Raw genomic sequence first — 24,933 nt, 5'->3', positions numbered from 1 at the left:
CCTGATGTCCTCTTTTAACGAAATGATCAAAAACATCACCCCGGATATCTACCAAAGCCTGAAATTGGCGGTAGAAATCGGTAAATGGTCCGACGGCGGCAAACTTACCGCCGAGCAGCGTGAATTGTCCCTACAAGCGATGATTGCCTGGGAAATCCAGAACCTGCCGGAGGAAGAGCGCACTGGCTACATGGGGCCGCAGGAATGCAGCTCCAAGTCGATCAGCGTGCCGAACATCTTGTTCAAGTCGGATGCCATCCATTGATTGAGATTGGCCGCGGTGCAATCAGCAAAATGTCGGCACGCCTGGACGGGCCCAACGTGCAATACGCGTTTCGTCTGGACGACGTCGAGGTGCCGGTCAATCCAATGATCGGTACCACGGTGCGCCTGGAATACCTGGGGGCGATCCATTGCACCCATTGCGGACGCAAGACCAAAACCAGTTTCAGCCAGGGTTACTGCTACCCGTGCATGACCAAACTGGCCCAGTGCGACCTCTGCATCATGAGCCCGGAGCGGTGCCACTTCGACGCCGGTACCTGCCGTGAACCGGAGTGGGGCCAGACGTTTTGCATGACCGATCACATCGTCTACTTGTCCAACTCGTCGGGGGTGAAAGTCGGGATTACTCGCGCCACCCAATTGCCGACACGCTGGATCGATCAAGGTGCGCGTCAGGCCTTGCCGATCATTCGTGTGTCGACCCGTCAGCAGTCCGGCTTTGTCGAAGACTTGCTGCGCAGTCAGGTAGCGGATAAGACCAACTGGCGTGCGCTGCTCAAGGGCGATGCGTTGCCGGTGAATCTGGTCGAGGTGCGTGATCAACTGTTCGACACCTGCGCTGAAGGTTTACAAGGGTTGCGGGAACGATTTGGCCTACAGGCAATCCAGACCATTACCGATGTCGAACCGCTTGAAATCCGCTATCCGATCGAGCAATACCCAGCCAAAATCGTCAGCTTCAACCTGGACAAGAACCCGATTGCCGAAGGCACGCTGTTGGGGATCAAGGGCCAATACCTGATCTTCGATACTGGCGTAATCAATATTCGTAAATACACGGCCTATCAGCTCGCCGTGCATCAGTAAGGACTCCAGTATGCGCACCGAACAACCGAAGATGATTTACCTGAAGGACTATCAGGCGCCCGAGTACCTGATCGATGAGACGCACCTGACCTTCGAGTTGTTCGAGGACCATAGCCTGGTCCATGCGCAATTGGTAATGCGCCGTAATCCTGCGCGTGGCACGGGCCTGCCGCCGCTGGTGCTGGATGGACAGCAAATTGAGCTGCTGTCGGTCACCGTGGGAGACCGCGAGCTGAGCGCTGCCGATTACCAATTAACAGAGAATGATCTGACCCTGCACCCGACCAGCGCCAGTTTCACGGTCGACACCAGCGTCAGGATCCACCCGCAAACCAACACTGCGCTGGAAGGCTTGTACAAATCCAGCGGGATGTTCTGCACCCAGTGCGAGGCCGAAGGCTTCCGCAAAATCACCTATTACCTCGACCGCCCGGACGTGATGAGCAAGTTCACCACTACTGTGGTTGCTGAGCAACACAGCTACCCCGTGCTGTTGTCCAACGGCAACCCGATTGCCAGTGGCCCTGGCGAAGACGGCCGGCACTGGGCGACTTGGGAAGACCCGTTCATGAAACCGGCGTACCTGTTTGCGCTGGTGGCCGGTGACCTGTGGTGCGTTGAAGACACCTTCACCACCCTGACTGAGCGCACTGTGGCGCTGCGCATCTACGTCGAGCCGGAAAACATCGACAAGTGCCAGCACGCGATGAACAGCCTGAAAAAATCGATGCGCTGGGACGAAGAGGTCTACGGTCGCGAGTACGATCTGGACATTTTCATGATTGTCGCGGTCAACGACTTCAACATGGGCGCTATGGAGAACAAAGGCCTCAACATCTTCAACTCCAGCGCTGTGCTGGCCCGGGCCGAAACCGCCACCGACGCCGCGCACCAGCGGGTTGAGGCGATCGTGGCCCACGAATACTTCCACAATTGGTCGGGCAACCGCGTGACCTGCCGCGACTGGTTCCAGTTGTCGCTGAAGGAAGGCTTCACCGTGTTCCGCGATTCCGGCTTTTCGGCCGACATGAACTCGGCCACGGTCAAACGTATTCAGGACGTGGCGTACCTGCGGACCCACCAGTTCGCCGAAGACGCCGGCCCGATGGCCCACGCGGTGCGCCCGGACAGCTTTATCGAGATTTCCAACTTCTACACCCTGACCGTGTACGAAAAGGGTTCGGAAGTGGTCGGCATGATCCACACCTTGCTCGGCGCCGAAGGCTTCCGTAAAGGCAGTGACCTGTATTTCGACCGCCACGACGGTCAGGCCGTGACCTGCGATGACTTCATCAAAGCCATGGAAGACGCCAATGGTGTTGACCTGACCCAGTTCAAGCGCTGGTACAGCCAGGCCGGTACACCGCGATTGGCGGTGAGTGAGTCCTATGACGCGGCCGCGAAAACCTACAGTCTGACGTTCCGTCAAAGCTGCCCACAAACTCCAGACAAAGTCGAAAAGCTGCCATTCGTGATTCCGGTGGAGCTGGGTTTGCTGGACTCCAAAGGTGAGGCTATTGCCTTGCGCCTGTCCGGCGAGGCTTCGGCACAAGGCACTTCGCGGGTCATCTCGGTGACTGAAGCCGAGCAGACCTTCACCTTCATCGACATCGCTGAACAGCCATTGCCTTCGCTGCTGCGCGGGTTCTCGGCGCCGGTGAAGTTGAGCTTTCCGTACAACCGCGACCAACTGATGTTCCTGATGCAGCACGACAGCGACGGTTTCAACCGCTGGGATGCGGGTCAGCAATTGTCGGTGCAGGTGCTGCAAGAGTTAATCGTCCAGCAGCAGAAGGGTGAAGCGCTGGTGCTGGATCAGCGGCTCATTTCGGCGTTGCGCACGGTGCTATCCGATGCGACGCTGGATCAGGCGATGGTCGCAGAAATGCTTTCGTTGCCGGGCGAGGCGTACCTGACCGAAATCAGCGAAGTGGCTGACGTCGAGGCGATACACAACGCTCGCGAATTTGCCCGCAAGCAGTTGGCAGAAGGGTTATTCGAGGCATTGTGGTTGCGTTACCAGACCCATCGCGAGGTTTCGAAGAAGACGCCTTATGTCGCCGAAGCGGAGCATTTTGCCCGTCGCGCCTTGCAGAACATCGCGCTGTCTTACCTGATGCTCAGTGGGCAGCCGCAGGTGTTGGCGGCGACGCTGGAGCAATTTGAAGCCGGCGACAACATGACCGAACGCCTGACAGCATTGGCGGTGTTGGTAAATTCGCCGTTCGAAGCCGAGAAGGCTGAGGCCTTGGCGAGTTTTGCCGAGCACTTCAAAGACAATCCACTGGTCATGGACCAGTGGTTCAGCGTGCAAGCCGGCAGCACATTGCCGGGCGGTCTGGCGCGGGTTCGTCAGTTGATGGAGCACCCGGCGTTCAACATCAAGAACCCGAACAAGGTGCGGGCGTTGGTCGGCGCTTTTGCCGGGCAGAACCTGATCAATTTCCATGCCGCTGACGGTTCCGGCTACCGCTTCCTTGCGGATCTGGTGATCGAGTTGAACGGCTTCAACCCGCAGATCGCTTCACGTCAACTGGCGCCGCTGACGCGCTGGCGCAAGTACGATGACGCCCGTCAGGCGTTGATGAAAGCTGAGTTGGAGCGCATTCGGGCGTCTGGGCAGTTGTCCAGTGATGTGTTTGAAGTCGTCAGCAAAAGCTTGGCTTGATGCTTATTCCGCGGAGTGCCAGTCACTCCGCGGCGCTGGCATCGCGAGCAGGCTCGCAAAGGCGCCATACCGATCACCATTGGGTCACGACCTGGGTGATCCTTCGTTCATCACCCCACCGAATACCCCCACATTCACCTACGTCCGTTATCCCTCCAGTTAACAAAAGATAACGTGACGTCGATTGTCAGACCTTTCCAAAGCCCGATAGGATAAGCCAGCTTCCGAAGGGGCTCTGGATTGCGGGTTTCAGGACTATGCTCTTGACGCGTCAATTACAGCGAGCACTCCTTACGGCGCCCTGAAAGGTTGAACGACCTAACAATAATAATGGGGGAAGGTCTATGAGTGAGCCTGTCATGGGTGTGGGCATTTGCCGCCCGCCGGCATTACGCAAATTCGCGTTGCTGGCTACAGCGCTCTCGCTGTTGGGGTGTGCCGTGCTTTCTGCACCGGCGCTGGCGGCTGACGCGCCGGCCACCGGTCCGGTGTATTCCGTTGAATCGGCCATGGCCAGCAAAAACCTGATGCTCGATGTCGTGCACGCCGGCAAGCGCCTGGTGGCGGTCGGGGATCGTGGGCATATCCTGTATTCCGATGACCAGGGCACCACCTGGACTCAAGCCAAAGTGCCGAGCCGGCAATTGCTGACGGCGGTTTTTTTCGTTGATGAAAAACACGGCTGGGCGGTCGGCCATGATGCGCAGATCCTCGCCAGTGAGGATGGCGGCGTCACCTGGAACAAACAGTTCGAAGATTTGAAACGCGAATCGCCGTTGCTCGACGTCTGGTTCAAAGACCTCAGCAGCGGTTTTGCCGTGGGGGCTTACGGTGCGTTGCTGGAAACCACCGACGGCGGCAAACACTGGGACGACGTCAGCGACCGCCTCGATAACGCAGAGCAGTACCACCTCAACGCCATCGCGGCGGTCAAGGACGCGGGGCTGTTCGTCGTGGGTGAGCAGGGCAGCATGTTCCGCTCAGCCGATTGGGGCCAGACCTGGGAGAAGCTCGAAGGCCCCTATGAAGGCTCACTGTTTGGTGTGATCGGCACCGGTCAGTCGAATACGCTGCTGGCTTTTGGGCTGCGCGGCAATCTTTACCGTTCCACGGACTTTGGTACGACGTGGGAGCCGGTCGAGCTCAAAGCCGCGAGAGGGGCGCTAGAGTTTGGCCTGTCCGGGGCCACGCTGCTCGATGACGGCTCTATCGTGATAGTCGGCAACGGCGGCAGTGTGATCCGCAGCAGCGACAACGGCGAAACATTCAGCGTGTTCAATCGGCCGGATCGTATTTCTGTGTCGTCGGTCACCGCGGCGGGCAACGGTAATCTGATACTTGCAGGACAGGGCGGCGTTCGCGCCACTTCGCCAATCGGCGCCGAGCTTGGCAAGTAAGCCGGCCACATAACAAGAAGGCGAGGACATCCATGAGCAGTCATCACCAAGACAAGGCGACGTTTCTCGAACGCCTGATTTTCAACAACCGCCCGGCAGTGATCCTCATCTGTCTGGTGGTCAGTATTTTCCTGTTCTGGCAGGCGACGCTGATCCGGCCGTCCACCAGTTTCGAAAAAATGATCCCGCTCAAGCATCCGTTCATTGAAAAAATGATGGAGCACCGCAACGACCTTGCCAACCTGGGCAACACGGTGCGGATCTCGGTGGAAGCCACTGACGGCGACATTTTCTCCAAGGAGTACATGGAAACCCTGCGTCAGATCAACGACGAGGTGTTCTACATTTCCGGCGTCGACCGGTCCGGCCTCAAGTCGTTGTGGAGTCCGAGCGTGCGCTGGACCGAGGTAACGGAGGAGGGTTTTGCCGGCGGCGAAGTGATCCCGCAAAGCTACAACGGCTCCCCTGAAAGCCTCGACCAGTTGCGCAACAACGTGCTCAAGTCGGGCCAGGTTGGGCGTCTGGTGGCGAACGACTTCAAGTCGAGCATCATTGATATTCCGCTGCTGGAGTCCTACCCGGACCCGCAGGATCAGGGCAAGTTACTGCCCCTGGATTACCGCAAGTTTTCTCACGAACTCGAAGACAAGATTCGCAATAAGTTCGAAAAACAGAACCCCAATGTGCAGATTCATATCGTCGGTTTTGCCAAGAAAGTCGGCGATCTGATCGATGGTCTGGTCATGGTCGTGATGTTCTTCGGCATTGCTTTCGTCATTACCCTGATCCTGCTGTATTGGTTCACCAACTGCATGCGCAGTACCGTGGCGGTGTTGAGCACAACGTTGGTGGCGGTGGTCTGGCAACTGGGGCTGATGCATGCCTTCGGCTTCGGTCTCGATCCCTACTCAATGCTGGTGCCGTTTCTGATCTTCGCCATCGGTATTTCCCATGGGGTGCAGAAGATCAACGGTATCGCTTTGCAATCCAGTGATGCCGATAACGCCCTGACGGCGGCCCGAAGAACGTTTCGACAACTATTCCTGCCGGGCATGATCGCGATCCTCGCGGATGCGGTGGGCTTCATCACGTTGCTGATCATCGACATCGGTGTGATTCGCGAACTGGCCATTGGCGCGTCCATCGGCGTGGCGGTGATCGTATTCACCAACCTGATCCTGTTACCAGTGGCTATTTCCTACGTAGGTATCAGCAAACGCGCCGTCGAACGCAGCAAAAAAGATGCGGTCCGCGAGCATCCGTTCTGGCGTCTACTGTCCAACTTTGCCAGCCCGAAAGTTGCGCCGGTGTCGATTGTCCTGGCCTTGTTGGCCTTCGGCGGTGGTCTTTGGTACAGCCAGAACCTGAAAATCGGCGACCTTGATCAAGGCGCGCCGGAACTGCGTCCCGATTCGCGCTACAACAAGGACAACAACTTCATCATCAGCAACTACTCCACCAGCTCCGACGTGTTGGTGGTGATGGTCAAAACCAAGGCCGAAGGCTGTTCGCGTTATGCCGCCATGGCCCCGATTGATGAATTGATGTGGAAAATGCAGAACACCGAGGGTGTGCAGTCGGCGATTTCGTTGGTGACCGTGTCCAAGCAGATGATCAAAGGTATGAACGAGGGCAACCTGAAATGGGAAACCCTGTCGCGTAACCCGGACGTGCTGAACAACTCTATCTCGCGGGCTGACGGCCTCTACAACAACAGTTGCTCATTGGCGCCGGTGCTGGTGTTCCTTAACGATCATAAGGCGGCGACGCTGGACCGCGCGGTGCATGCGGTGCAGGACTTCGCCAAGGAGAACAACAAGGACGGCCTGGAATTTATTCTTGCCGCCGGTAACGCCGGGATCGAAGCGGCCACCAACGAGGTGATCAAAGAGTCGGAGCTGACGATCCTGATCCTGGTTTACATCTGCGTCGCGACCATGTGCATGATCACGTTCCGTTCCTGGGCCGCGACCTTGTGCATCGTACTGCCGCTGGTGCTGACATCGGTCCTTGGCAACGCCTTGATGGCGTTCATGGGCATCGGTGTGAAAGTGGCGACCTTGCCGGTGGTGGCGCTGGGGGTGGGGATTGGCGTGGATTATGGGATTTACATCTACAGTCGTCTGGAAAGCTTCTTACGCGCCGGCCTGCCGTTGCAAGAGGCGTACTACCAGACATTGAAATCCACCGGTAAGGCTGTGCTGTTCACCGGCCTGTGCCTGGCGATTGGCGTATGCACCTGGATTTTCTCGGCCATCAAATTCCAGGCCGACATGGGCCTGATGCTGACCTTTATGCTGCTGTGGAACATGTTCGGCGCATTGTGGCTGCTGCCGGCGCTGGCACGGTTCCTGATCAAGCCGGAAAAAATGGCGGGCAAGAAGGGCAACTCATTGTTTGCTCACTGATCCCTCGCTGACACACGAAAGCCGCAACTCAGGTTGCGGCTTAATTTTGTGCCTGAAGCCTTTGCCCGAATCCATTGTGTGATCAGTGCTGGTGAGTAGGATCGCTGCCCAGCACTACGTTAAGCGCACTGCGCGCATCGTCGAGTTGCACCAGTGTGGCGTGCCGCGCACCCAACGCATCGCGGTTCTCGATAGCGGTCAAAATCGCCTTGTGCCGAGGCAGCGCCAGCTCGTGCAGGTTCGGTCGCTGGTTGGAGTGTTTCAACGCTTCGGCAATTGCCACCGACAGCATGTTGCACAGGTTGGCCAACAGGTCGTTATGGGTAGCGTCGGCAATGCGGCTGTGGAAGTCGAGGTCGGGTTGCAACAGCGCTTCGGGCGTGAGCGCCGCTTCCATGCGCAGATAGGCTTCGCCGATGGCGGCAATGTCGTCGTCCGTGGCGAATTGCGCAGCAAGTGCCGCCGCCGCGGGTTCGATGATGCTGCGCACGCTGGTCAGCAGACCGAAAAATTCATTTTGCGGGCTGCTTTGCATCAACCAGTGCAGCACGTCAGGGTCGAGCATGTGCCACTCACGTCGCGGTTTGACTACGGTGCCGACCCGTGGACGCGAATACACCAAGCCTTTGGCAACCAATACCCGAGTGGCTTCGCGCAGGACCGGCCGACTGACCGCGTATTCCTCACACAGCAGGGCTTCGGCGGGCAGTTTGTCGTCCGGTTTGAAGCGTCCGGAAACGATCTGCATGCCCAGTTCCTGGACGATGCGCGAGTGCATGCTTTTGCGGTCGGAGGGTTTGCGGTAATCCATGGTGCGCGGCGCGATCCTGTGCGATGGGGGGCTGCGCATGATAGCAGGCGTAGGCACGGTCCTGAATGATCGTTCCCACGCGAGGGAGTCACCGATAGAAGGTCAATGTGAATGGCGCGGTACTTCAGAACCGCGGCACCCCACCAGGAAGTCAAAGTCACAGCCCTGATCTGCCTGCAACACATGGTCGATGTACAGCTGGCGATAACCGCCCACGATCAATTGCGGCGGCAGTTGCAGGTCGGCCATGCGGGCGGCCAGTTCGGCATCCGGAATGTCGAGGTGCAGACGGCCATTGGCGCAGTCAAGCTCAATCCAGTCGCCTTCCTTCACCACCGCCAAAGGCCCACCGGCTGCTGCTTCCGGAGCGACGTGCAGCACCACCGTGCCGTAAGCCGTGCCGCTCATGCGCGCGTCGGAAATGCGCACCATGTCGGTGACGCCTTGAGCCAGGAGCTTGGACGGCAAACCCATGTTGCCAACCTCGGCCATACCCGGATAACCCTTTGGCCCGCAATTTTTCATCACTAGGATCGAGTGGGCATCGACGTCCAGCTCCGGGTCATTGATTCGCGCCTTGTACATGTCGAAGTTCTCGAAGACTACGGCGCGCCCGCGATGCTGCATCAATTCGGCGCTGGCGGCGGACGGTTTGAGCACCGCACCAAGTGGCGCCAGGTTGCCGCGCAGCACGCAGATGCCGCCGTCGGCGCGGATCGGGTTGTCGAGCGTGCGGATCACTTCGTCCTGGCCATAGATCGGCGAGTCTTTGGTGTTCTCGCCGAGGGTCTTGCCATTGACGGTCATGGCGTCCGGATGCGGAATCAGATTGGCCTCACCCAGGCGCCGCAGCACGGCGGGCAAGCCGCCAGCGTAGTAAAACTCCTCCATCAGGAAGCGCCCGGACGGTTGCAGGTCAACAATGGTCGGCATGCCGCGACCCATGCGGGTCCAGTCATCCAGGTCCAGTTCGACGCCGATACGCCCGGCGATAGCTTTCAAGTGAATGACGGCGTTGGTCGAACCACCGATAGCAGCATTGACGCGAATGGCGTTTTCGAACGCTTCCTTGGTCAGGATCTTCGACAGCCTCAAGTCTTCACGCACCATTTCTACCGCCCGCATGCCGGACATGTGCGCCAACACATAACGCCGTGCATCCACGGCGGGAATCGCTGCGTTGTGGGGCAGGGAGGTGCCGAGTGCCTCGGCCATGCACGCCATGGTCGAGGCGGTGCCCATGGTGTTGCAGGTGCCGGCTGAGCGGGACATGCCGCCCTCGGCCGCGAGGAAATCGTCAAGGGTAATGGTGCCGGCTTTGACCTGCTCGCTGAGCTGCCAGACCACCGTGCCGGAGCCAATGTCCTGGCCTTTATGTTTGCCATTGAGCATCGGCCCGCCCGTGACGACGATCGCCGGCACGTCGCAACTGGCGGCGCCCATCAGCAGCGCCGGGGTGGTTTTGTCGCAGCCGGTCAGCAACACCACGCCGTCAATCGGGTTGCCGCGAATCGCTTCCTCGACGTCCATGCTCGCCAGGTTGCGGGTGAGCATGGCAGTGGGGCGCAGGTTCGATTCGCCGTTAGAGAACACCGGGAATTCCACGGGGAAGCCCCCAGCCTCGATCACACCGCGTTTGACGTGCTCGGCAATTTGCCGGAAATGCGCGTTACAGGGGGTCAGTTCCGACCAGGTGTTGCAGATGCCGATGATCGGCTTGCCATGGAACTGGTGGTCAGCGATGCCTTGATTCTTCATCCAACTGCGGTACATAAAGCCGTTTTTGTCGGCGGTGCCAAACCATTGGGCGGAGCGCAGGGTGGGCTTCTTATCAGACATAATCGATTCTCTTATTGTATGACTATATTGTGCAATATGACGGTTAACATAGGCGTAAAAACCGCGATTTGGAAGCGTTGTTGCTTAATTAGTATTACTATATAGTCAGTTTCGATGGAGGGACTGGCCCTGGCGGTTTTCTGCGAGAGGCGTCCCCCGAGGTTCTATAACAACAACAATCGGAGACCGACCCCATGAGCGAGGAACTGCGGCTTATTCGTCGCATCACGCTGAAACTGATTCCCTTCCTGATCCTCCTGTACCTCATCGCCTATGTAGATCGTTCCGCCGTCGGCTTCGCCAAGCTGCACATGGGCACGGACATTGGTATTGGCGACGCCGCTTACGGGCTCGGTGCCGGGCTGTTTTTCATCGGCTACTTTCTGCTGGAAATCCCCAGCAATCTGATGCTTGAACGCTTCGGCGCCCGCCGCTGGTTTGCCCGGATCATGATCACCTGGGGCGTAATCACCATTGGCATGGCCTTCGTCCAGGGACCGCACAGCTTCTACGTCATGCGTTTTCTGCTCGGCGCTGCCGAAGCCGGGTTCTTCCCCGGGGTGCTTTACTACATCACCCAATGGTTCCCGGTACGCCATCGCGGCAAGATTCTCGGGCTGTTCATCCTCTCCCAACCCATCGCGATGATGATCACCGGCCCGGTGTCCGGCGGCTTGCTTGGCATGGATGGCACCCTCGGTTTGCACGGCTGGCAGTGGCTGTTCATCGTCATCGGTACACCGGCGATCCTGCTGACCTGGCCTGTACTGCGTTACTTGCCCGACGGCCCACAGCAGGTGAAGTGGATGGACCAGGCCGAGAAGGACTGGCTGGCCGGGGAGCTGAAAAAAGACCTGGCCGACTACGGCCAGACTCGCCACGGCAACCCGCTGCATGCACTGAAGGACAAGCGAGTGTTGCTGCTGGCGCTGTTTTATCTGCCGGTGACACTGAGCATTTATGGCCTGGGTTTGTGGTTGCCGACGTTGATCAAGCAGTTTGGTGGGACTGATTTGGTCACCGGTTTCGTGTCTTCGGTGCCGTATGTCTTCGGGATTATCGGGCTACTAATTGTCCCGCGTAGCTCCGACCGCTTGAATGATCGCTACGGTCATCTGGCCCTGCTATACGTGCTGGGCGCCGTCGGTCTGTTCCTCAGTGCCTGGCTGACAATGCCGGTGTGGCAACTGGTGGCGCTGTGTCTGGTGGCGTTTGCGCTGTTCTCCTGCACGGCGGTGTTCTGGACGTTGCCGGGCCGGTTCTTTGCCGGGGCGAGTGCTGCGGCCGGTATTGCCTTGATCAACTCGGTGGGCAACCTTGGGGGTTACATCGGTCCGTTCGTGATCGGTGCGCTCAAGGAATACACCGGCACCCTGGCATCGGGGCTGTATTTTTTATCGGGCGTGATGCTGTTTGGCCTGGTGCTGACGGGCGTTATTTATCAGTTGCTGGAGCGTAAACATGTGCTGCCGGTCGACTCATTCGCCGCCAGCGCCCGTGGTGCGACTCGCACTTGAGGGCTTATCCCGCTGCACAAGGTTCTGCGGCATTTCAAACGGTCTACACAGGAGAAAATCATGCGTTTAGTTCAGTTCGAATTGATCAACGGTGAGCGTCGGGTAGGCGTGGTTGAGGAAGGCCTGGTGCGTGAGGTCCAGAGTGCGAAAACGCTGCGCGATGTAGCGCTTGCGGCGATTGAGGCCGGTATCAATCTTGAGCAGCAGGTGCAAAGACTCGGGCTCGGCATCAGCCACGACTACTCAGCCTTGCTGACCAGCCTGCGCATCCTGCCGCCGCTGGATCATCCGGACCCGGCCCATATGCTGGTCAGCGGAACGGGCCTGACCCACCTGGGTAGCGCGTCGGCCCGGGACAAAATGCACCAGCAGGTCGGTGACGACGCTGCGATGACGGACACCATGCGCATTTTCAAATGGGGTGTGGAGGGTGGTAAACCGGCGACCGGTCAGGTCGGTGTGCAGCCAGAATGGTTCTATAAGGGTGACGGCAGCATCGTCGTGCGACCGGGGCAGGCATTCCCGTTGCCACCGTTTGCCGAAGACGCGGGTGAAGAGCCTGAACTCAGTGGTCTCTATGTCATCGGTCAGGATGGCAAGCCGTATCGCCTGGGATTCGCCGTGGGCAACGAGTTCTCCGACCACGTGATGGAACGTAAAAACTACCTTTACCTGGCTCACTCGAAACTGCGCAGTTGCAGTTTTGGCCCGGAACTTCGGGTCGGCGAACTGCCTCAACACTTGGCAGGCACCAGCCGTATCCTGCGCGGTGGTGAAGTGCTATGGCAAAACGAATTTCTTAGCGGCGAGGCTAACATGTGCCACAGTCTCGAAAATCTTGAATACCACCATTTCAAATACAGCCAGTTTTTGCGGCCCGGAGACGTACATATTCACTTCTTCGGCACGGCAACCCTGTCTTTCGCCGATGGCATCCGTACTCAACCGGGCGATGTATTCGAAATCAGTCAGGCTGAATTCGGCGCGCCCTTGATCAACGGCATTCTGCCGGTGGCAGCCGCGTTCGAACCCGGCACCGTCGGTACACTTTGAGGAGATCAGCATGACTCGGATTCTTGGTCACAACTATATCGGCGGCCAACGCAGCGCGGCTGGCACGGTCAAACTGCAAAGCGTCGACGCCAGCACTGGCGAGGCCTTGCCCTATGATTTTTTCCAGGCCAGCGTGCAAGAAGTCGACGCCGCCGCCAACGCCGCTGCCACTGCATTCCCGGTGTATCGCAGCCTGAGCGCGGAACGACGGGCGCAGTTTTTGGACGCTATTGCCGATGAACTGGATGCTCTCGGCGATGACTTCGTCGCAGTGGTCTGTCGTGAGACCGCATTGCCCGTCGCGCGTATTCAGGGCGAGAAGGGCCGTACCAGCGGCCAGATGCGTTTGTTCGCCAAGGTCCTGCGGCGCGGTGATTTCTATGGTGCGCGGATTGATCAGGCGCTGCCTGAGCGCACGCCATTGCCGCGTCCTGACCTGCGTCAATACCGCATCGGCCTCGGCCCGGTGGCCGTGTTTGGGGCGAGCAACTTTCCGCTGGCGTTCTCCACTGCCGGTGGTGACACCGCGTCCGCACTGGCCGCCGGTTGCCCAGTGGTGTTCAAGGCTCATAGCGGCCATATGGCCACCGCCGAACTGGTGGCTGACGCGTTGATCCGTGCCGCCGAAAAAACCGCAATGCCGGCCGGCGTGTTCAACATGATCTATGGCGCAGGCGTGGGTGAGGCACTGGTCAAGCACCCGGCGATCCAGGCGGTGGGTTTTACCGGTTCGCTCAAGGGCGGTCGCGCGTTATGCGACATGGCTGCCGCACGCGCGCAACCGATTCCGGTGTTTGCCGAGATGTCGAGCATCAACCCGGTGATTGTTCTGCCTCAGGCGCTGGAGGCGCGGGCCGAAACCATCGCCCGTGACCTGGCTGCCTCGGTGGTTCAAGGCTGCGGTCAGTTCTGCACCAATCCAGGCTTGGTGATAGGTCTTCGTTCGCCGCAGTTCAGCGCGTTCGTGCAGCAAGTGGCGGGGCTGATCGGGGACATGCCGGCGCAGACCATGCTGAACGCCGGGACGTTGAGCAGTTATGGCAACGGCTTACGAAAGCTGTTGGCGCATCCGGGTATCGAGCATCTGGCCGGTCAGTCGCAACAGGGTGTGCAAGCCCAGCCGCAGCTGTTCAAGGCGGATGTCAGCCTGCTGATTAATGGCGATGAGGTGTTGCAGGAAGAAGTGTTCGGGCCGACCACGGTGTTTGTCGAAGTCATCGATCAGGCGCAACTCAGCGCCGCGTTGCACGGCCTGCATGGCCAGTTGACGGCGACGATCATTGGCGAGCCGCTGGACTTTGAGCAATTTGGCGAGTTGACCGCGCTGCTGGAACAGAAGGTCGGGCGCATTCTCCTCAACGGTTATCCGACCGGTGTCGAGGTCTGCGATTCGATGGTCCATGGCGGGCCGTACCCGGCGACTTCCGATGCACGAGGCACCTCCGTCGGAACCTTGGCCATCGACCGTTTTCTGCGCCCGGTGTGTTTCCAGAACTACCCCGACAGCTTGCTGCCGGAGCCCCTGAAAAACGGCAATCCGCTGCGAATTCAGCGGTTGGTGGATGGCAAGCCATCGCGCGAGGCGTTGTAACGATTAAACGCAAGCCTCTGTGGGCGCGAGCTGCTCGCGAAAGCGCTCTGACCGTCACGTTGATGTTGACTGTGCGGCCGTCTTCGCAAGCAGCTTCGCTTACACATTGAGCTATCATGGCGCCTTTCCCCTTGAATGATTGATTGCCATGACTGCCCTGACCCAGACCTTGCTCAATGCCCTTGAAAACTGCGACATGCTTGAAATCGACGGCTTGCACGCCTCCGATTTCTACCTTGGTGAAGAAGACGACAGTCTGAACATCGAATGCATGGATGGCCGCGCACTGAAGCATTGGGAATTCAGCAAGGCCCAGATTGAGGCGGCTACGTTTGATTCAACCCTGCAAAGCTGGTTGATCACCAGCGATTCCGGCGAGCACCGGCTGGTGTGCATGAGCGCCTTCGGCGGCGCTGACGACGAGGAAGAAGAGCATGAACATGCGTAATTTCTGGCCACTGTTAATGGCCGGCAGCGTCGGTGCCATGGGCGTTCAGGCGGCGCCGGCCGATGATTATCAACTGCTGGTTGGCTCTTACACTGCCGGCCAGAGCCAAGGGATTTATCGTCTGAACTTCAACAGCACCACCGGGCAGATCGACGCCAAGCCGCTGCAAGTGGTGAAAAGCGCCAACCCGTCGTGGCTGACCGTGTCCAAGGACCAGCGTCACCTGTTCGTGGTCAACGAAAACGGTCCTGGGCAGGCCGACCCGGTCGGTAAGGTCAGCAGTTATGCGATCGATCCCAAGACCCATGCCCTGAGCCTGATCAGCCAGGTTCAGAGCCTGGGCAACGAGCCGACCCATTCAAGCGTCAGCGGCGATGGCAGTCACCTGTTTGTCAGTAACTACTCAGTGGTTGAAGATCCGGGCGGCGCCCTCGCCGTGTTGCCGGTGACTGCCGACGGCAAACTCAACCCCGTTGTGCAGTTGAGTAGCCATTCGTCGAGCCGGGTCAACCCCGAGCGGCAGATGTCGGCGCACGTGCATTCAACGGTTTCCTCGCCGGACGGTCAGTACGTGTTCTCCAATGACTTGGGGGCGGACAAGATTTTTGTCTACCGCTTCAATCCCAAGGCCAACGCACAACTGCCGTTGACGCCGGCCACGCCTGCGTCGGTGTCGCTGCCGCCGGGCAGCGGCCCGCGTCATTTGCTGTTCAGCGCCGATGGCAAGCACGCCTGGTTGAGCATGGAAATGAGCGCTCAAGTCGCGGTATTCGACTATCAAGACGGCACGCTCAAGCAGACTCAGATGGTTGACCTGGCGGCGGGGCAGCCCACGTCCGACAAGGCTGCTGCGGCGCTTCACGCCTCGGCCGATGGCAAGTTCCTTTACGTCAGTAACCGTGGCACCGCCAATCAGTTGCTGGTGTTTGCCATCGATCCGGCGACCGGACAGCTCAAGGAGCTTCAGCGGCGCTCCGTCGAGGGCGACCACCCACGGGAGTTCAGCTTGGACCCAACGGGTCATTTCTTGTTGATTGCCAACCAGAAGAGCAATCAGATAGTGGTCCTCGCGCGCGATGCCACGACGGGACTGTTGGGTAAAACGGTACAGACGCTGCCGATGGACGCTCCCAGCGATCTCAAGTTTCTAGTGCGTCAATAGGCCGCAGGCCCCGGTTGATGGGGCCTGCCTCCTTCTATTAATGAGGGTGATATCGGCTACTGTTACAAAGCATTTCAAGGTGTCGACCCTCGAGGCGTAAGTTTGCTTCACGGCCCAACCGGGCAAGCAAGCCTACTGACTTCGAGGAATACCACCATGAACTTCAATCTCTTCTCCATCATCGCTGCCTCCGCTATCTCCGCCACCGTTGTATTGTCTGCCAGCGCCAACGTTGAAATCAACAGCAAAAAATCCCACACCCAGAGCTACACCCAGAAGTACTTGCAACAGAGCGCCAACTTCTACGCCGCCCTGGATCACAAAACCCAAGCCTGAAATTCAAGCACTGCACCTTTTATGCAGGAGCGAAGTCACTTGAGCCCATCGACTGCCGATGCGTCGAAAAGCCAAAAAAGTGATGTCGCTCCTGCATAACGCGTTCTAGAACCTTGAAATGCCCTGATAGGCAAGACAGTGGGGGTGATGAGGACCGGGCAAAAAGTCTCGGCGGCATCGGTGTTTAGCCGATGCGCCAGCGCCACAGGGGCTTTGTCGTTTTACTTCTGCATAACCCCGACAAACAACGCGTCCGCCAGAAACCGCTGTAACCACGCCTGTAGTCGCGCGTAAGGTGTCTGCGCGAACCAGTCACGATCCACATGCGCAAACTGCCGCACGAACGGCATGAGCGCCACATCTGCCAGGCTCCGATGCTCGGCCAGCAAATAGTCGCGTCCTTGCAGCAGTTGATCGAGCGTGCGCAGGAACACTTCGCCCTCGGCGCGGTACTGCTCCATCGGCTGCTCGGGATAACGCTCGGCGTATTTGTAACGATTCAACTGCGCCTTGAACACGTGGTCGTTTTCTTCTATCAGCTCAGCACTGCGTTGCTGCCCGGCAGGATCATTCTTGAGCAACCAATCCTGCGGATCGTTCTGCGCTAGCGCCCAGCGCATGATTTCCAGGCTCTGATCGATCACTCGACCGTCAACGCACAGTACGGGCACCGTTCCTTTGCTCGACAGCGCGAGCATGTCGGCGGGTTTGGCTTTGAGGCTGACTTCAACTACCTGCACCGCCACCCCTGAATACCTGATGGCCATGCGTGCGCGCATGGCGTAGGGGCAGCGGCGGAAGGAGTACAGGGTGGTCATTTCACCTCCAGCGTGCTCAGGCCGTTACCCTGGCGGCGAACCTGAATCTGCACCGGAATGCGTTCATGCATTTCCTGCACGTGGGAAATCACCGCGACCTTGCGTCCTTGAGCCTGCAAGCCGTCGAGGGCATCCATCGCCAGTTGCAGGGATTCCGGATCGAGGCTGCCAAAGCCTTCATCGATGAACAGCGACTCGATTTTCAGCGTGCTTGATGCCATTGAGGCCAGACCCAGGGCCAAGGCCAGCGAGACGAGGAATGTTTCACCACCGGACAACGAATGCACCGAGCGCAGTTCGTCGCCCATTTCAGTGTCCATCACCAACAGCCCGAGCATGCTGCCGCCGCGCTTCAAACGGTAGCGCCGCACCAGTTGCCGCAGTTGGACGTTGGCGTGATGCACCAGCAGGTCGAGGTTGTAGGCTTGGGCGATTTTGCGGAAAGTATCGCCAGTGGACGAGCCGATCAAAGCGCTCAAACGCGCCCAGCGCTGGTACTCGGCATAGGCGTCGGCGATGTGCTGCGCCAGCGCCGAATTGGCCTCCTGCCGCCGCTGATCCTCTACCTGCCGGGCTCGCAGTTCGGCGCAAAGGTGTTCGCTGGTAGCAAATAGGGTGTGCAGTTCAGCCAGTGCCGTTGCCAGTTGCTCGGCGTCGAGGTTGCCATTGTGCTGGGCCTGATGGTTGAGCAAGCGCTGGTCCCGTTCGTGTACCAACACCTTGAACTGTTCGATGGCTTTTTCGCTGTGCTGCAAATGTTGACGCAGCTCACTGAGTTGTTGCTCATCCAGGCTCAAAAGCGCTTCCAGGCCCGCATCGTCAAGTTCTGGATGCTGAGCGCGCCAGTCGGCAATCTTGCCACTCAGCACATGGTCTTCGCTTTCAAGCGCGAGCAAGCGTTCTTGTTGCGCCTTCAATTCGGTGGTCAGTTGCACCCGCGCGGTGCTCACGTTTTGCAGTTCTTGATGGGCGCTGGCTTCGGCTTGGTGAGCCTGTTCGACGGCTTGATCCACGTGCAGCTGCCACTGTTCGGCGCTGCTATGGTCGCCCAGTAATTGCGCCAGTATCAGCTGGCACGCCTGCTGTTGCTCTGTCAGTGCGGTGAAGTGTTGTTGTGCTGTCTGTTGTTGCTGGAGACGCGTCTGCTGGCGGTCCTGTTCTTTTTCCAGTGTCAGCTGGCGCTGTTGCTGCTCGCCGAGTTCTTCGCGCTGCTGTTCGAGTTGCTCCAGACGCTGGGCAATCTGTTGGTCCAGTTGCATGAACGTTGCCGCGGGTTCGTTGCGCAGCGCTTCAAGAGTGTCGGCCGGGAGCAGGCTGCTGAACGCGGCCAGTTCTTCGTCCAGACGTTCACGGTCGCTGTTTAATGCCTGTTGCTGGGTGCTCAGGTGCTGGGTCGCTTGCTGGCTCGCCGCTTCGGCACTGCGCAGTTGCTGGGAAAGTCGCGCGGCATCCTGTTGCAAGTTGAGCAGCTCGGTTTGCCGGAGTTCGTCCGCCGTGATGCGTTGGTTCAACTGACTGCTGTGTTGCGTTAGCCAGGCATCGCGTTGACTCACGTCCTGAGCCAACAATTGAGCGGACAGCGCATGGCCTTCGAGGGCTGGCGTCAGGCCTTGTTGCTGGATCGCCAGTTGCTCTTGCTGTTGCAGCAACTCTTTTTGCTGTGCAATCAAGCCGCCGACTTTAGTCCGCAGCTCGTTGAGTTTTTCTTGCAGCAGATCGACGGCCTTCTGAGCGTTTGCCTGTTCGCTTTCATCATGCCGACCGAGGCTTTGCAAAAGTGCTTCGGGCTGATGATAAGGATGCTCCTGGCTGCCACAGACGGGGCACGGCTGGTCGTCCTGCAACTGCGCGCGCAGTTCTTCGACACTTTCGCTGCGTGCCAAGCGTTGGCGTTCCAGCAACTCGCGGGTAATGCTCAGGGTTTGTTCGGCGACCGTCAGCTCGGCTTTGGTTTGCACGCCGTCCTGGGTCAGGCTATCCCGCGCTTGCTGGGCCGCGAGCTGGCGTTGCACAAGCTCTGCGCCGCGGGTGTCCAGTGCTTGCTGACTGGCCCACAGTCGGGTCAGCTCTTCAAAAGCACGCAGCTGTTTGCGGTTGTCCTGCAACAGGCTGCCCAGAATGCGGATTTGCTCGGCCACGGCTTCGGGTTCGGCGCCAGCTTCTTTGTACAACACTTCCAGGTGCTGCTTTGGTGTCGCCAACGCGTCGGCGGCCTGCAAGGCGTTGTGTTCGAGGGCCGCGAGTTCTGCCTGCCCTTTGTTCAGGCGATTGCCGATCAGCATCAGTTGTTGCAGGCGATCGCGATAAGCGTTCCAGGCTTCGCTCAGCGGCGCCAGAGGCGTGCTGTGTTCAAGCTCTGTGGCGATGCGCTCCAGACGTGCGCTCACCTGTTGCTGCTGTTCAAGCAACGCGTCAATGGTGCTCTGACCTTGAGTGCAGGCCTGTTGTGCTTGTTGCTGCTGATCGGCACTGAGGCCGGCGTCCTTGACCAGGCGGGTGAGGGTGCTTTGTTGTTCAAACGCCTGGCGCAACAACGGCGCGCTGGCGCTGTGTTGGCGTTGAGCCTCGACCCGCGTACTCTGTGCCGCGCCCAGGCTTTGTTCGAGTTGAGCCTGGCGTTCAGTCAGCACGTGTTGCTGTTGCGTGTGCTGTTGTATCTGCAATGCCAAGGGTTTCAGTTGCGCCGTGAGTTCGCTTTTGCGCGCGAACTGATGGCGCTGGGGCGCCAGTTGCTCCAGGCGCGTTAGTTTGAGGCGCTCGCCGGCCAGACTGTCCCAATGCTGCCGGGCGCTGTTCAGTTGCTCGGTGGCACTCTGATGTTCGTCCTGTAACTGGCGCAGGTCCTTGAGCCAGGTGCTCTGCTGTTCTAATTGCTTGAGCTGTGCTTGCTGGGCCTTGAGTTGCTGCTGAGCCTGATTGAAGCGCTCGTCGAGTTCGGCTCGGGACTCAGGGGCAAGCGGCGTGACGCCTGTGGCCTGGTCTTGCAGCGCCTTGTGGGCTTCGCGAGCTTCTTTGGTCTTGTCGAACGCCCTGCGACCGAGGCGGGTGTACAGCGCGGTGTCGGTGAGCTTTTCCAACAGTTCGCTGCGGTCGTTGTCGTCAGCCTTGAGGAAAGCGCTGAACTCGCTTTGAGCTAATAAAACGGCGCGCGTAAATTGTTCGAAGTTCAGTCCCAGCGCGGTTTCGAGCTGAGTCTTGTATTCGCCTTTCTGGCTGGCGAGCAGTTGGTCCTGATCGATATCGCGCAGGCTCTGACGGCTGGCCTGCAACTTGCCACCGGCCTTCTCCCTGGCGCGGTTGGCTTCCCAGCGGGCGCGGTAACGGCGGCCGTCGATACCGACAAAATCCACTTCGGCATAGCCGTCGCCGGTGCCGCGACGCAGCAGGGTGCGCGGGTCGCCAGTGCTGATTTCGCCGTCGGCGTCGGGCACTTTGGCGTCACGCCCGGTGTTATTCAGGCGTGGCACGGCACCGAACAACGCCAGGCACAACGCATCGAGCAAGGTGCTTTTGCCAGCGCCGGTCGGCCCGGTGATGGCGAACAGTCCGGCGCTGGCCAGCGGCTCGGCAGTGAAATCGATTTCAAAAGGCCCGGCCAATGAGGCGAGGTTTTTCAGGCGGATTGCGAGGATCTTCATGGTTTTTCGCTCTCCATTTGCACGTCTTGCAACAGCTCGGCAAAGTCCTTGAGGGTTTGCTCATCGACCTCGTTGCCGTAGTTGTCCTGCCAGGCACGGCTGAACAGTTCCTGGGGCGTGAGCTGGTCCAGTTCGATCAAAGCAGCGCCGTCGTCGGCGCCATCGCGCCCGCCGTTGCCCGCGTACTCCGCAGCAATCCGTACCAGGCGCACGGCTTTGCCCTGCAGGGCGCTCTCCACTTGATGACGCAGGTCAGGTTGTGGCTCGTCGAGGCGCACCCGAACTTCCAGCCAGGGCTGGCGCTGGGTGTCGGCCAACAGGTCGATGTTCGGCAGGTCCGCCAATTGCAGCAGAATCTCTGCCAGCGGTGCGGGGCCGATGCGTTGCAGGTTGACGGCGCGAGGAATCAGTTTTGGCTCGACGCTGATCAGGGTTTCGCCCTCAAGGGTGATGTGCAGAACCTGATGCTGATAACCGATTTCTGAGAACGACAAGGGAATCGGCGAGCCGCTGTAGCGAATGCGTTCTTCGCCGTTGACCTTTTGTGGCTTGTGCAAGTGACCAAGTGCTACGTAGCTGATGCTTGGCCCGAACAGGCTGGCGGGCAGGGCCTCGGCGTTGCCAATGATCAGGCTACGTTCCGAATCTTCCGACACCGAGCCACCGGCCATGTGCGCGTGGCTGATAGCAATCAACGCCTGACCCGGTGTGCGCTTGGCGTTAGCCGCTTCGATCAGCCATTCATGGACCTGGCCGATACCGCGCAAGTAGTTGTCGCCCAAATGCGCGCCCGTCACTTCCGCAGGCCGCAGGAACGGCAGCGCCAGGCACCAGGCGGCTATTTCGCCACTCGCATCGGGCAACGGCAATAGCAGGCGCTCGGCGTCCAGTTGACCATCATCGAGCCACAGCACCCGACCCAGCGCATGGGTGCGCAACCGGCGCATCAACGGTGCCGGCAATTCGATCCGTGAGCCAGAGTCGTGGTTGCCCGCGATCATCACGATGGTCAGCAAGGGCTGTTGCTCATGAGCACTGACGATGAAATCGTAGAGGCGTTCCTGGGCTTTGACCGGTGGGTTGACGGTGTCAAAGATATCGCCGGCAATCAGCAGCACGTCGGGCTGGTCCAGTTTTAGCTGACGCAACAGCCATTCAAGAAAACAACCGTGCTCGAAGTCGCGGTCCTGGCCATGCAGATTCTGCCCAAGGTGCCAGTCGGAGGTGTGGAACAGACGCAAGGCGTACTCCGTTGGAAATAGGTGATGGCCGCGTGAGAAATGATGGCGGCTAAAGAGCAGGGAGTTTACTGGCAAATACACTGGATGGCGTGAGGGATCTGATCAAACCACAAACCTCTGGCCTGGAGGCTTGCCTGTGGCGAGGGGGCTTACTCCCGCCGCGGCGCGAAGCGGCCCCTTTCGATCGGCGTGATAAAACGACTTGCCCGTTCTGCGACTGCTGCGCAGCCGAACGGTAGCAAGCTCCCTCGCCACACAACCATCTCAGCCGCTCAGTTTACAGCCGGGTTCAAGCGCTGCACCTCAGCAAAAATCGCGGTAATGGCCCGTCCTGGCTGACGTTTATGCAGTCGGCGAACTTGTTCGCTCATCCTGAGCAAGTCCTCACTTGGCTTGGCCCACTGATTCTTGGGCAACGGCTCCGACCATTGCTGCATGACTTCGGGCAACGTCTGTTGGCCCATGGCTTTGATGCGACGGATTTCCCATTCGGTGAGGTGGTTGGGGATCGTCCACAGGGTCATTACGTGGTACAGGTACCAGAAAAATCCCGAAATCCGGTTACGTGAACCGTCGCGGATTTGCTGGTGCATGCGGGCGCGGGCGTTGTGAAAGGTGTGCAGGCCTTCGTGGGGTGGGTCGTCGGGGCCTTGCAGGTCTAGCGGGTCCTGGATGGATTTGAGGTCGTTGACTTGGTATTCCATGTAGCCGCGAATCGCTTCCCAGTAGCTGATCGCGAGGGGCAGGCCGGCGCAGCGGAATTCGACGCTGGTGAGGATTTCGCCGTGCTGGAAACCGATGCCCATGCCGTATTGGCGCTGGATGCCGTGCTGGGTGACGCCTTGGGCTTCAATGACCCAGGCGCTGAGGGATTCCCAAGGCACGAAGAGTGGCTCGGTGGCGTCTTCGGGCATGAAGCAGACTTCACGGCGTTGACGGTTGAAGCGGGTGGGGATGATCTCGGCGAGTCGGTTGTGGTTGTGCAGCCAGACGCAGAGGCCGATGAAGAGGGTGATGAGGCCGGTTACCAGGGCGAGTTCATACGCCTCCTCTATGAACATACGAGTTGTGATGTCATGTATATCGTCCCAGCTTTGGCCGAGCACGAAAAACATGAAGCCGCTGAACAGAGGTATCAAAAAAGCAATCATAAATGCGCCGCTGAATGGCAAACCTAAAATGACTTGCCATGAGAACACCTCCGGTGACCCTAGCCCGAAGTCCATGAACACCTCATTCAATTCCCCGATATGAGGACCACTGGGCGGCATCGGCGTAGGCAGCGGCAACGGGGCGAGGTAGGTGATCTTCCCGCTGGGAAAGGGTTCTATATCCCCGGCTTTGTGCGATTGCTCAAGGTGCGGCGCCGGCACGGATTTATCCAGGTTGTTGCGCATGGTCGACCGACTCCAGCAAATGGGTTTCAACCAGCAACACCGGAGGATGCTCGGTGACGGTGTTGCGCGGTAGCGAAGGAAAGCGGCCTTCACCTCGAGGATTAAGGTGAATGATGTGGGTGCGGGAGATCCACTGTCCTTGGGCATTCAATACTTGCACGCACACCGCCAGTTCCAGTGTCTCGACCGCGGGGGCCATTGGCGCATTGTGGTTCAGCGCAGAGTGCAGGCATAAAATCAGTGGGTCTGCCTGCACGATTTTCAGGCTGTCGGTCACTTCAGCACTGATCACATCCTTGCGCTCATGGGCGCTACCGCGGCTGTCGAGTGGGCGGTAAAGCCGATGGGCACCGATGCCCAGACGGTGCGAGGGGTTACCACTTAATGGGGGCTGGAAGTCGCTTGGTTTCATGCGCGTTGTTTGTTGCCGGGGTTCAAGCGCTGAACCTCAGCAAAAATCGCGGTAATGGCCCGTCCTGGCTGACGTTTATGCAGTCGGCGAACTTGTTCGCTCATCCTGAGCAAGTCTTCACTTGGCTTGGCCCATTGCGCCTTGGGCAACGGCTCCGACCATTGCTGCATGACTTCGGGCAACGTCTGTTGGCCCATGGCTTTGATGCGGCGGATTTCCCATTCGGTGAGGTGGTTGGGGATCGTCCACAGGGTCATCACGTGGTACAGGTACCAGAAAAATCCCGAAATCCGGTTACGTGAACCGTCGCGGATTTGCTGGTGCATGCGGGCGCGGGCGTTGTGAAAGGTGTGCAGGCCTTCGTGGGGTGGGTCGTCGGGGCCTTGCAGGTCTAGCGGGTCCTGGATGGATTTGAGGTCGTTGACTTGGTATTCCATGTAGCCGCGAATCGCTTCCCAGTAGCTGATCGCGAGGGGCAGGCCGGCGCAGCGGAATTCGACGCTGGTGAGGATTTCGCCGTGCTGGAAACCGATGCCCATGCCGTATTGGCGCTGGATGCCGTGCTGGGTGACGCCTTGGGCTTCAATGACCCAGGCGCTGAGGGATTCCCAAGGCACGAAGAGTGGCTCGGTGGCGTCTTCGGGCATGAAGCAGACTTCACGGCGTTGACGGTTGAAGCGGGTGGGGATGATCTCGGCGCGTCGGTTGTGGTTGTGCAGCCAGACGCAGAGGCCGATGAAGAGGGTGATGGCGCCTGTCGTTAAAGCCATTTCATAGGACGCCAGGAAGATTCCCTCTATGGAATCCCGAATGTCTACCCAGTCGTATCCGAGTACGAGCCCAAGAAAACCACCTGTTAGTGGAAATAGAAAAGCAACTATAAATGCGAGGGTTAATGGCCCACCTAATATGACTTGCCATGAGAACACCTCCGGCGACCCTAGCCCGAAGTCCATATACACCTCATTCAATTCCCCGATATGAGGACCACTGGGCGGCATCGGCGTAGGCAGCGGCAACGGGGCGAGGTAGGTGATCTTCCCGCTGGGAAAGGGTTCTATATCCCCGGCTTTGTGCGATTGCTCAAGGTGCGGTGCCGGCACGG

At 59.0% G+C, this 24,933-nt stretch carries 19 protein-coding genes; 11 read left to right on the top strand and 8 right to left on the bottom strand.

The window, feature by feature from the left end; all coding sequences use genetic code 11:
* The first annotated feature begins 4 nt into the window (after positions 1 to 4).
* From RHM68_RS14110 to RHM68_RS14090, 5 genes are all read left to right on the top strand, one after another.
* Positions 5 to 265 carry a YeaC family protein gene (locus RHM68_RS14110; RefSeq protein ID WP_133836178.1) on the top strand — a complete coding sequence of 87 codons (261 nt, stop codon included), beginning with the start codon at positions 5 to 7 and terminating at the stop codon, positions 263 to 265.
* Positions 262 to 1,092 (top strand): DUF2797 domain-containing protein, encoded by an 831-nt coding sequence (locus tag RHM68_RS14105; protein ID WP_322215638.1) that lies wholly within the window; start codon positions 262 to 264, stop codon positions 1,090 to 1,092. Before RHM68_RS14110 ends, RHM68_RS14105 begins: the two co-directional genes overlap by 4 nt.
* Before the next feature lie 10 nt (positions 1,093 to 1,102).
* Positions 1,103 to 3,760 carry an aminopeptidase N gene (pepN, locus tag RHM68_RS14100; protein WP_322215635.1) on the top strand — a complete coding sequence of 886 codons (2,658 nt, stop codon included), beginning with the start codon at positions 1,103 to 1,105 and terminating at the stop codon, positions 3,758 to 3,760.
* A 344-nt stretch (positions 3,761 to 4,104) separates the two neighbouring features.
* Positions 4,105 to 5,157 (top strand): WD40/YVTN/BNR-like repeat-containing protein, encoded by a 1,053-nt coding sequence (locus tag RHM68_RS14095; RefSeq protein WP_322215632.1) that lies wholly within the window; start codon positions 4,105 to 4,107, stop codon positions 5,155 to 5,157.
* A 32-nt stretch (positions 5,158 to 5,189) separates the two neighbouring features.
* Complete coding sequence (locus RHM68_RS14090; RefSeq protein WP_322215629.1) at positions 5,190 to 7,565, top strand: RND family transporter; 2,376 nt, start codon at positions 5,190 to 5,192, stop codon at positions 7,563 to 7,565.
* A gap of 82 nt (positions 7,566 to 7,647) precedes the next feature.
* Here the strand turns inward: RHM68_RS14090 and RHM68_RS14085 are convergent, their stop codons facing one another.
* Both RHM68_RS14085 and RHM68_RS14080 read right to left on the bottom strand, forming a co-directional pair.
* Complete coding sequence (locus RHM68_RS14085) at positions 7,648 to 8,376, bottom strand: FadR/GntR family transcriptional regulator (protein ID WP_322215627.1); 729 nt, start codon at positions 8,374 to 8,376, stop codon at positions 7,648 to 7,650.
* A gap of 102 nt (positions 8,377 to 8,478) precedes the next feature.
* Positions 8,479 to 10,215: an IlvD/Edd family dehydratase gene (locus RHM68_RS14080; protein ID WP_322215624.1), complete on the bottom strand. Its 1,737-nt coding sequence runs from the start codon at positions 10,213 to 10,215 to the stop codon at positions 8,479 to 8,481.
* Between the two features lie 194 nt (positions 10,216 to 10,409).
* Here RHM68_RS14080 and RHM68_RS14075 point away from each other — a divergent pair, with 194 nt between their 5' ends.
* The 6 genes from RHM68_RS14075 (at position 10,410) to RHM68_RS14050 (ending at position 16,322) form a co-directional block, all read left to right on the top strand.
* Positions 10,410 to 11,732 (top strand): MFS transporter, encoded by a 1,323-nt coding sequence (locus RHM68_RS14075; protein WP_322215622.1) that lies wholly within the window; start codon positions 10,410 to 10,412, stop codon positions 11,730 to 11,732.
* 60 nt (positions 11,733 to 11,792) lie between these two features.
* The gene (araD1, locus tag RHM68_RS14070; RefSeq protein WP_322215620.1) at positions 11,793 to 12,785 is read left to right on the top strand and encodes an AraD1 family protein; all 993 of its coding nucleotides are present in this window, start codon (positions 11,793 to 11,795) and stop codon (positions 12,783 to 12,785) included.
* A gap of 10 nt (positions 12,786 to 12,795) precedes the next feature.
* Positions 12,796 to 14,376, top strand: a complete 1,581-nt coding sequence (locus tag RHM68_RS14065; protein WP_322215617.1) for an aldehyde dehydrogenase (NADP(+)) — start codon at positions 12,796 to 12,798, stop codon at positions 14,374 to 14,376.
* A 148-nt stretch (positions 14,377 to 14,524) separates the two neighbouring features.
* Positions 14,525 to 14,824 (top strand): DUF5629 family protein, encoded by a 300-nt coding sequence (locus RHM68_RS14060; protein WP_322215615.1) that lies wholly within the window; start codon positions 14,525 to 14,527, stop codon positions 14,822 to 14,824.
* Positions 14,817 to 15,986, top strand: a complete 1,170-nt coding sequence (locus RHM68_RS14055) for a lactonase family protein (RefSeq protein WP_322223801.1) — start codon at positions 14,817 to 14,819, stop codon at positions 15,984 to 15,986. Before RHM68_RS14060 ends, RHM68_RS14055 begins: the two co-directional genes overlap by 8 nt.
* Positions 15,987 to 16,142: 156 nt before the next feature.
* Positions 16,143 to 16,322 (top strand): hypothetical protein, encoded by a 180-nt coding sequence (locus tag RHM68_RS14050; RefSeq protein ID WP_322215612.1) that lies wholly within the window; start codon positions 16,143 to 16,145, stop codon positions 16,320 to 16,322.
* A gap of 221 nt (positions 16,323 to 16,543) precedes the next feature.
* Here the strand turns inward: RHM68_RS14050 and RHM68_RS14045 are convergent, their stop codons facing one another.
* The 6 genes from RHM68_RS14045 to RHM68_RS14020 all read right to left on the bottom strand — a co-directional run bounded on the left by RHM68_RS14045 (position 16,544) and on the right by RHM68_RS14020 (position 24,598).
* On the bottom strand, positions 16,544 to 17,140 hold the full coding sequence (locus RHM68_RS14045) for a glutathione S-transferase (RefSeq protein ID WP_322215610.1): 597 nt from the start codon (positions 17,138 to 17,140) through the stop codon (positions 16,544 to 16,546).
* Positions 17,137 to 20,778, bottom strand: coding sequence for an AAA family ATPase (locus RHM68_RS14040; RefSeq protein WP_322215608.1), 3,642 nt, complete (start codon positions 20,776 to 20,778; stop codon positions 17,137 to 17,139). Before RHM68_RS14040 ends, RHM68_RS14045 begins: the two co-directional genes overlap by 4 nt.
* The gene (locus tag RHM68_RS14035) at positions 20,775 to 22,019 is read right to left on the bottom strand and encodes an exonuclease SbcCD subunit D C-terminal domain-containing protein (protein ID WP_322215606.1); all 1,245 of its coding nucleotides are present in this window, start codon (positions 22,017 to 22,019) and stop codon (positions 20,775 to 20,777) included. Before RHM68_RS14035 ends, RHM68_RS14040 begins: the two co-directional genes overlap by 4 nt.
* Positions 22,020 to 22,291: 272 nt before the next feature.
* Positions 22,292 to 23,416: a hypothetical protein gene (locus tag RHM68_RS14030; RefSeq protein ID WP_322215603.1), complete on the bottom strand. Its 1,125-nt coding sequence runs from the start codon at positions 23,414 to 23,416 to the stop codon at positions 22,292 to 22,294.
* Positions 23,397 to 23,828, bottom strand: a complete 432-nt coding sequence (locus RHM68_RS14025; protein WP_322215601.1) for a hypothetical protein — start codon at positions 23,826 to 23,828, stop codon at positions 23,397 to 23,399. Before RHM68_RS14025 ends, RHM68_RS14030 begins: the two co-directional genes overlap by 20 nt.
* Positions 23,825 to 24,598, bottom strand: a complete 774-nt coding sequence (locus tag RHM68_RS14020; protein ID WP_322215599.1) for a hypothetical protein — start codon at positions 24,596 to 24,598, stop codon at positions 23,825 to 23,827. The genes RHM68_RS14025 and RHM68_RS14020 overlap by 4 nt, the downstream gene beginning before the upstream one ends.
* Between the last annotated feature and the right edge of the window lie 335 nt (positions 24,599 to 24,933).

This window comes from Pseudomonas sp. DC1.2 (assembly GCF_034351645.1).
GTDB lineage: Bacteria > Pseudomonadota > Gammaproteobacteria > Pseudomonadales > Pseudomonadaceae > Aquipseudomonas.
Note: the sequence above shows the minus strand (reverse complement) of the source record. Positions and strands in the feature narration are given on the sequence as shown.

What these genes read in the sequence shown, in the direction of transcription:
- RHM68_RS14080 (WP_322215624.1), bottom strand. Translation starts at nt 10,215, where the DNA reads ATGTCTGATAAGAAGCCCACCCTGCGCTCCGCCCAATGGTTTGGCACC.
- RHM68_RS14055 (WP_322223801.1), top strand. Translation starts at nt 14,817, where the DNA reads ATGCGTAATTTCTGGCCACTGTTAATGGCCGGCAGCGTCGGTGCCATG.
- RHM68_RS14110 (WP_133836178.1), top strand. Translation starts at nt 5, where the DNA reads ATGTCCTCTTTTAACGAAATGATCAAAAACATCACCCCGGATATCTAC.
- araD1 (WP_322215620.1), top strand. Translation starts at nt 11,793, where the DNA reads ATGCGTTTAGTTCAGTTCGAATTGATCAACGGTGAGCGTCGGGTAGGC.
- RHM68_RS14025 (WP_322215601.1), bottom strand. Translation starts at nt 23,828, where the DNA reads ATGAAACCAAGCGACTTCCAGCCCCCATTAAGTGGTAACCCCTCGCAC.
- RHM68_RS14040 (WP_322215608.1), bottom strand. Translation starts at nt 20,778, where the DNA reads ATGAAGATCCTCGCAATCCGCCTGAAAAACCTCGCCTCATTGGCCGGG.
- RHM68_RS14045 (WP_322215610.1), bottom strand. Translation starts at nt 17,140, where the DNA reads ATGACCACCCTGTACTCCTTCCGCCGCTGCCCCTACGCCATGCGCGCA.
- RHM68_RS14065 (WP_322215617.1), top strand. Translation starts at nt 12,796, where the DNA reads ATGACTCGGATTCTTGGTCACAACTATATCGGCGGCCAACGCAGCGCG.
- RHM68_RS14020 (WP_322215599.1), bottom strand. Translation starts at nt 24,598, where the DNA reads ATGGCTTTAACGACAGGCGCCATCACCCTCTTCATCGGCCTCTGCGTC.
- RHM68_RS14060 (WP_322215615.1), top strand. Translation starts at nt 14,525, where the DNA reads ATGACTGCCCTGACCCAGACCTTGCTCAATGCCCTTGAAAACTGCGAC.
- RHM68_RS14095 (WP_322215632.1), top strand. Translation starts at nt 4,105, where the DNA reads ATGAGTGAGCCTGTCATGGGTGTGGGCATTTGCCGCCCGCCGGCATTA.
- RHM68_RS14085 (WP_322215627.1), bottom strand. Translation starts at nt 8,376, where the DNA reads ATGGATTACCGCAAACCCTCCGACCGCAAAAGCATGCACTCGCGCATC.
- RHM68_RS14090 (WP_322215629.1), top strand. Translation starts at nt 5,190, where the DNA reads ATGAGCAGTCATCACCAAGACAAGGCGACGTTTCTCGAACGCCTGATT.
- RHM68_RS14050 (WP_322215612.1), top strand. Translation starts at nt 16,143, where the DNA reads ATGAACTTCAATCTCTTCTCCATCATCGCTGCCTCCGCTATCTCCGCC.
- RHM68_RS14030 (WP_322215603.1), bottom strand. Translation starts at nt 23,416, where the DNA reads ATGCGCAACAACCTGGATAAATCCGTGCCGGCGCCGCACCTTGAGCAA.
- RHM68_RS14075 (WP_322215622.1), top strand. Translation starts at nt 10,410, where the DNA reads ATGAGCGAGGAACTGCGGCTTATTCGTCGCATCACGCTGAAACTGATT.
- pepN (WP_322215635.1), top strand. Translation starts at nt 1,103, where the DNA reads ATGCGCACCGAACAACCGAAGATGATTTACCTGAAGGACTATCAGGCG.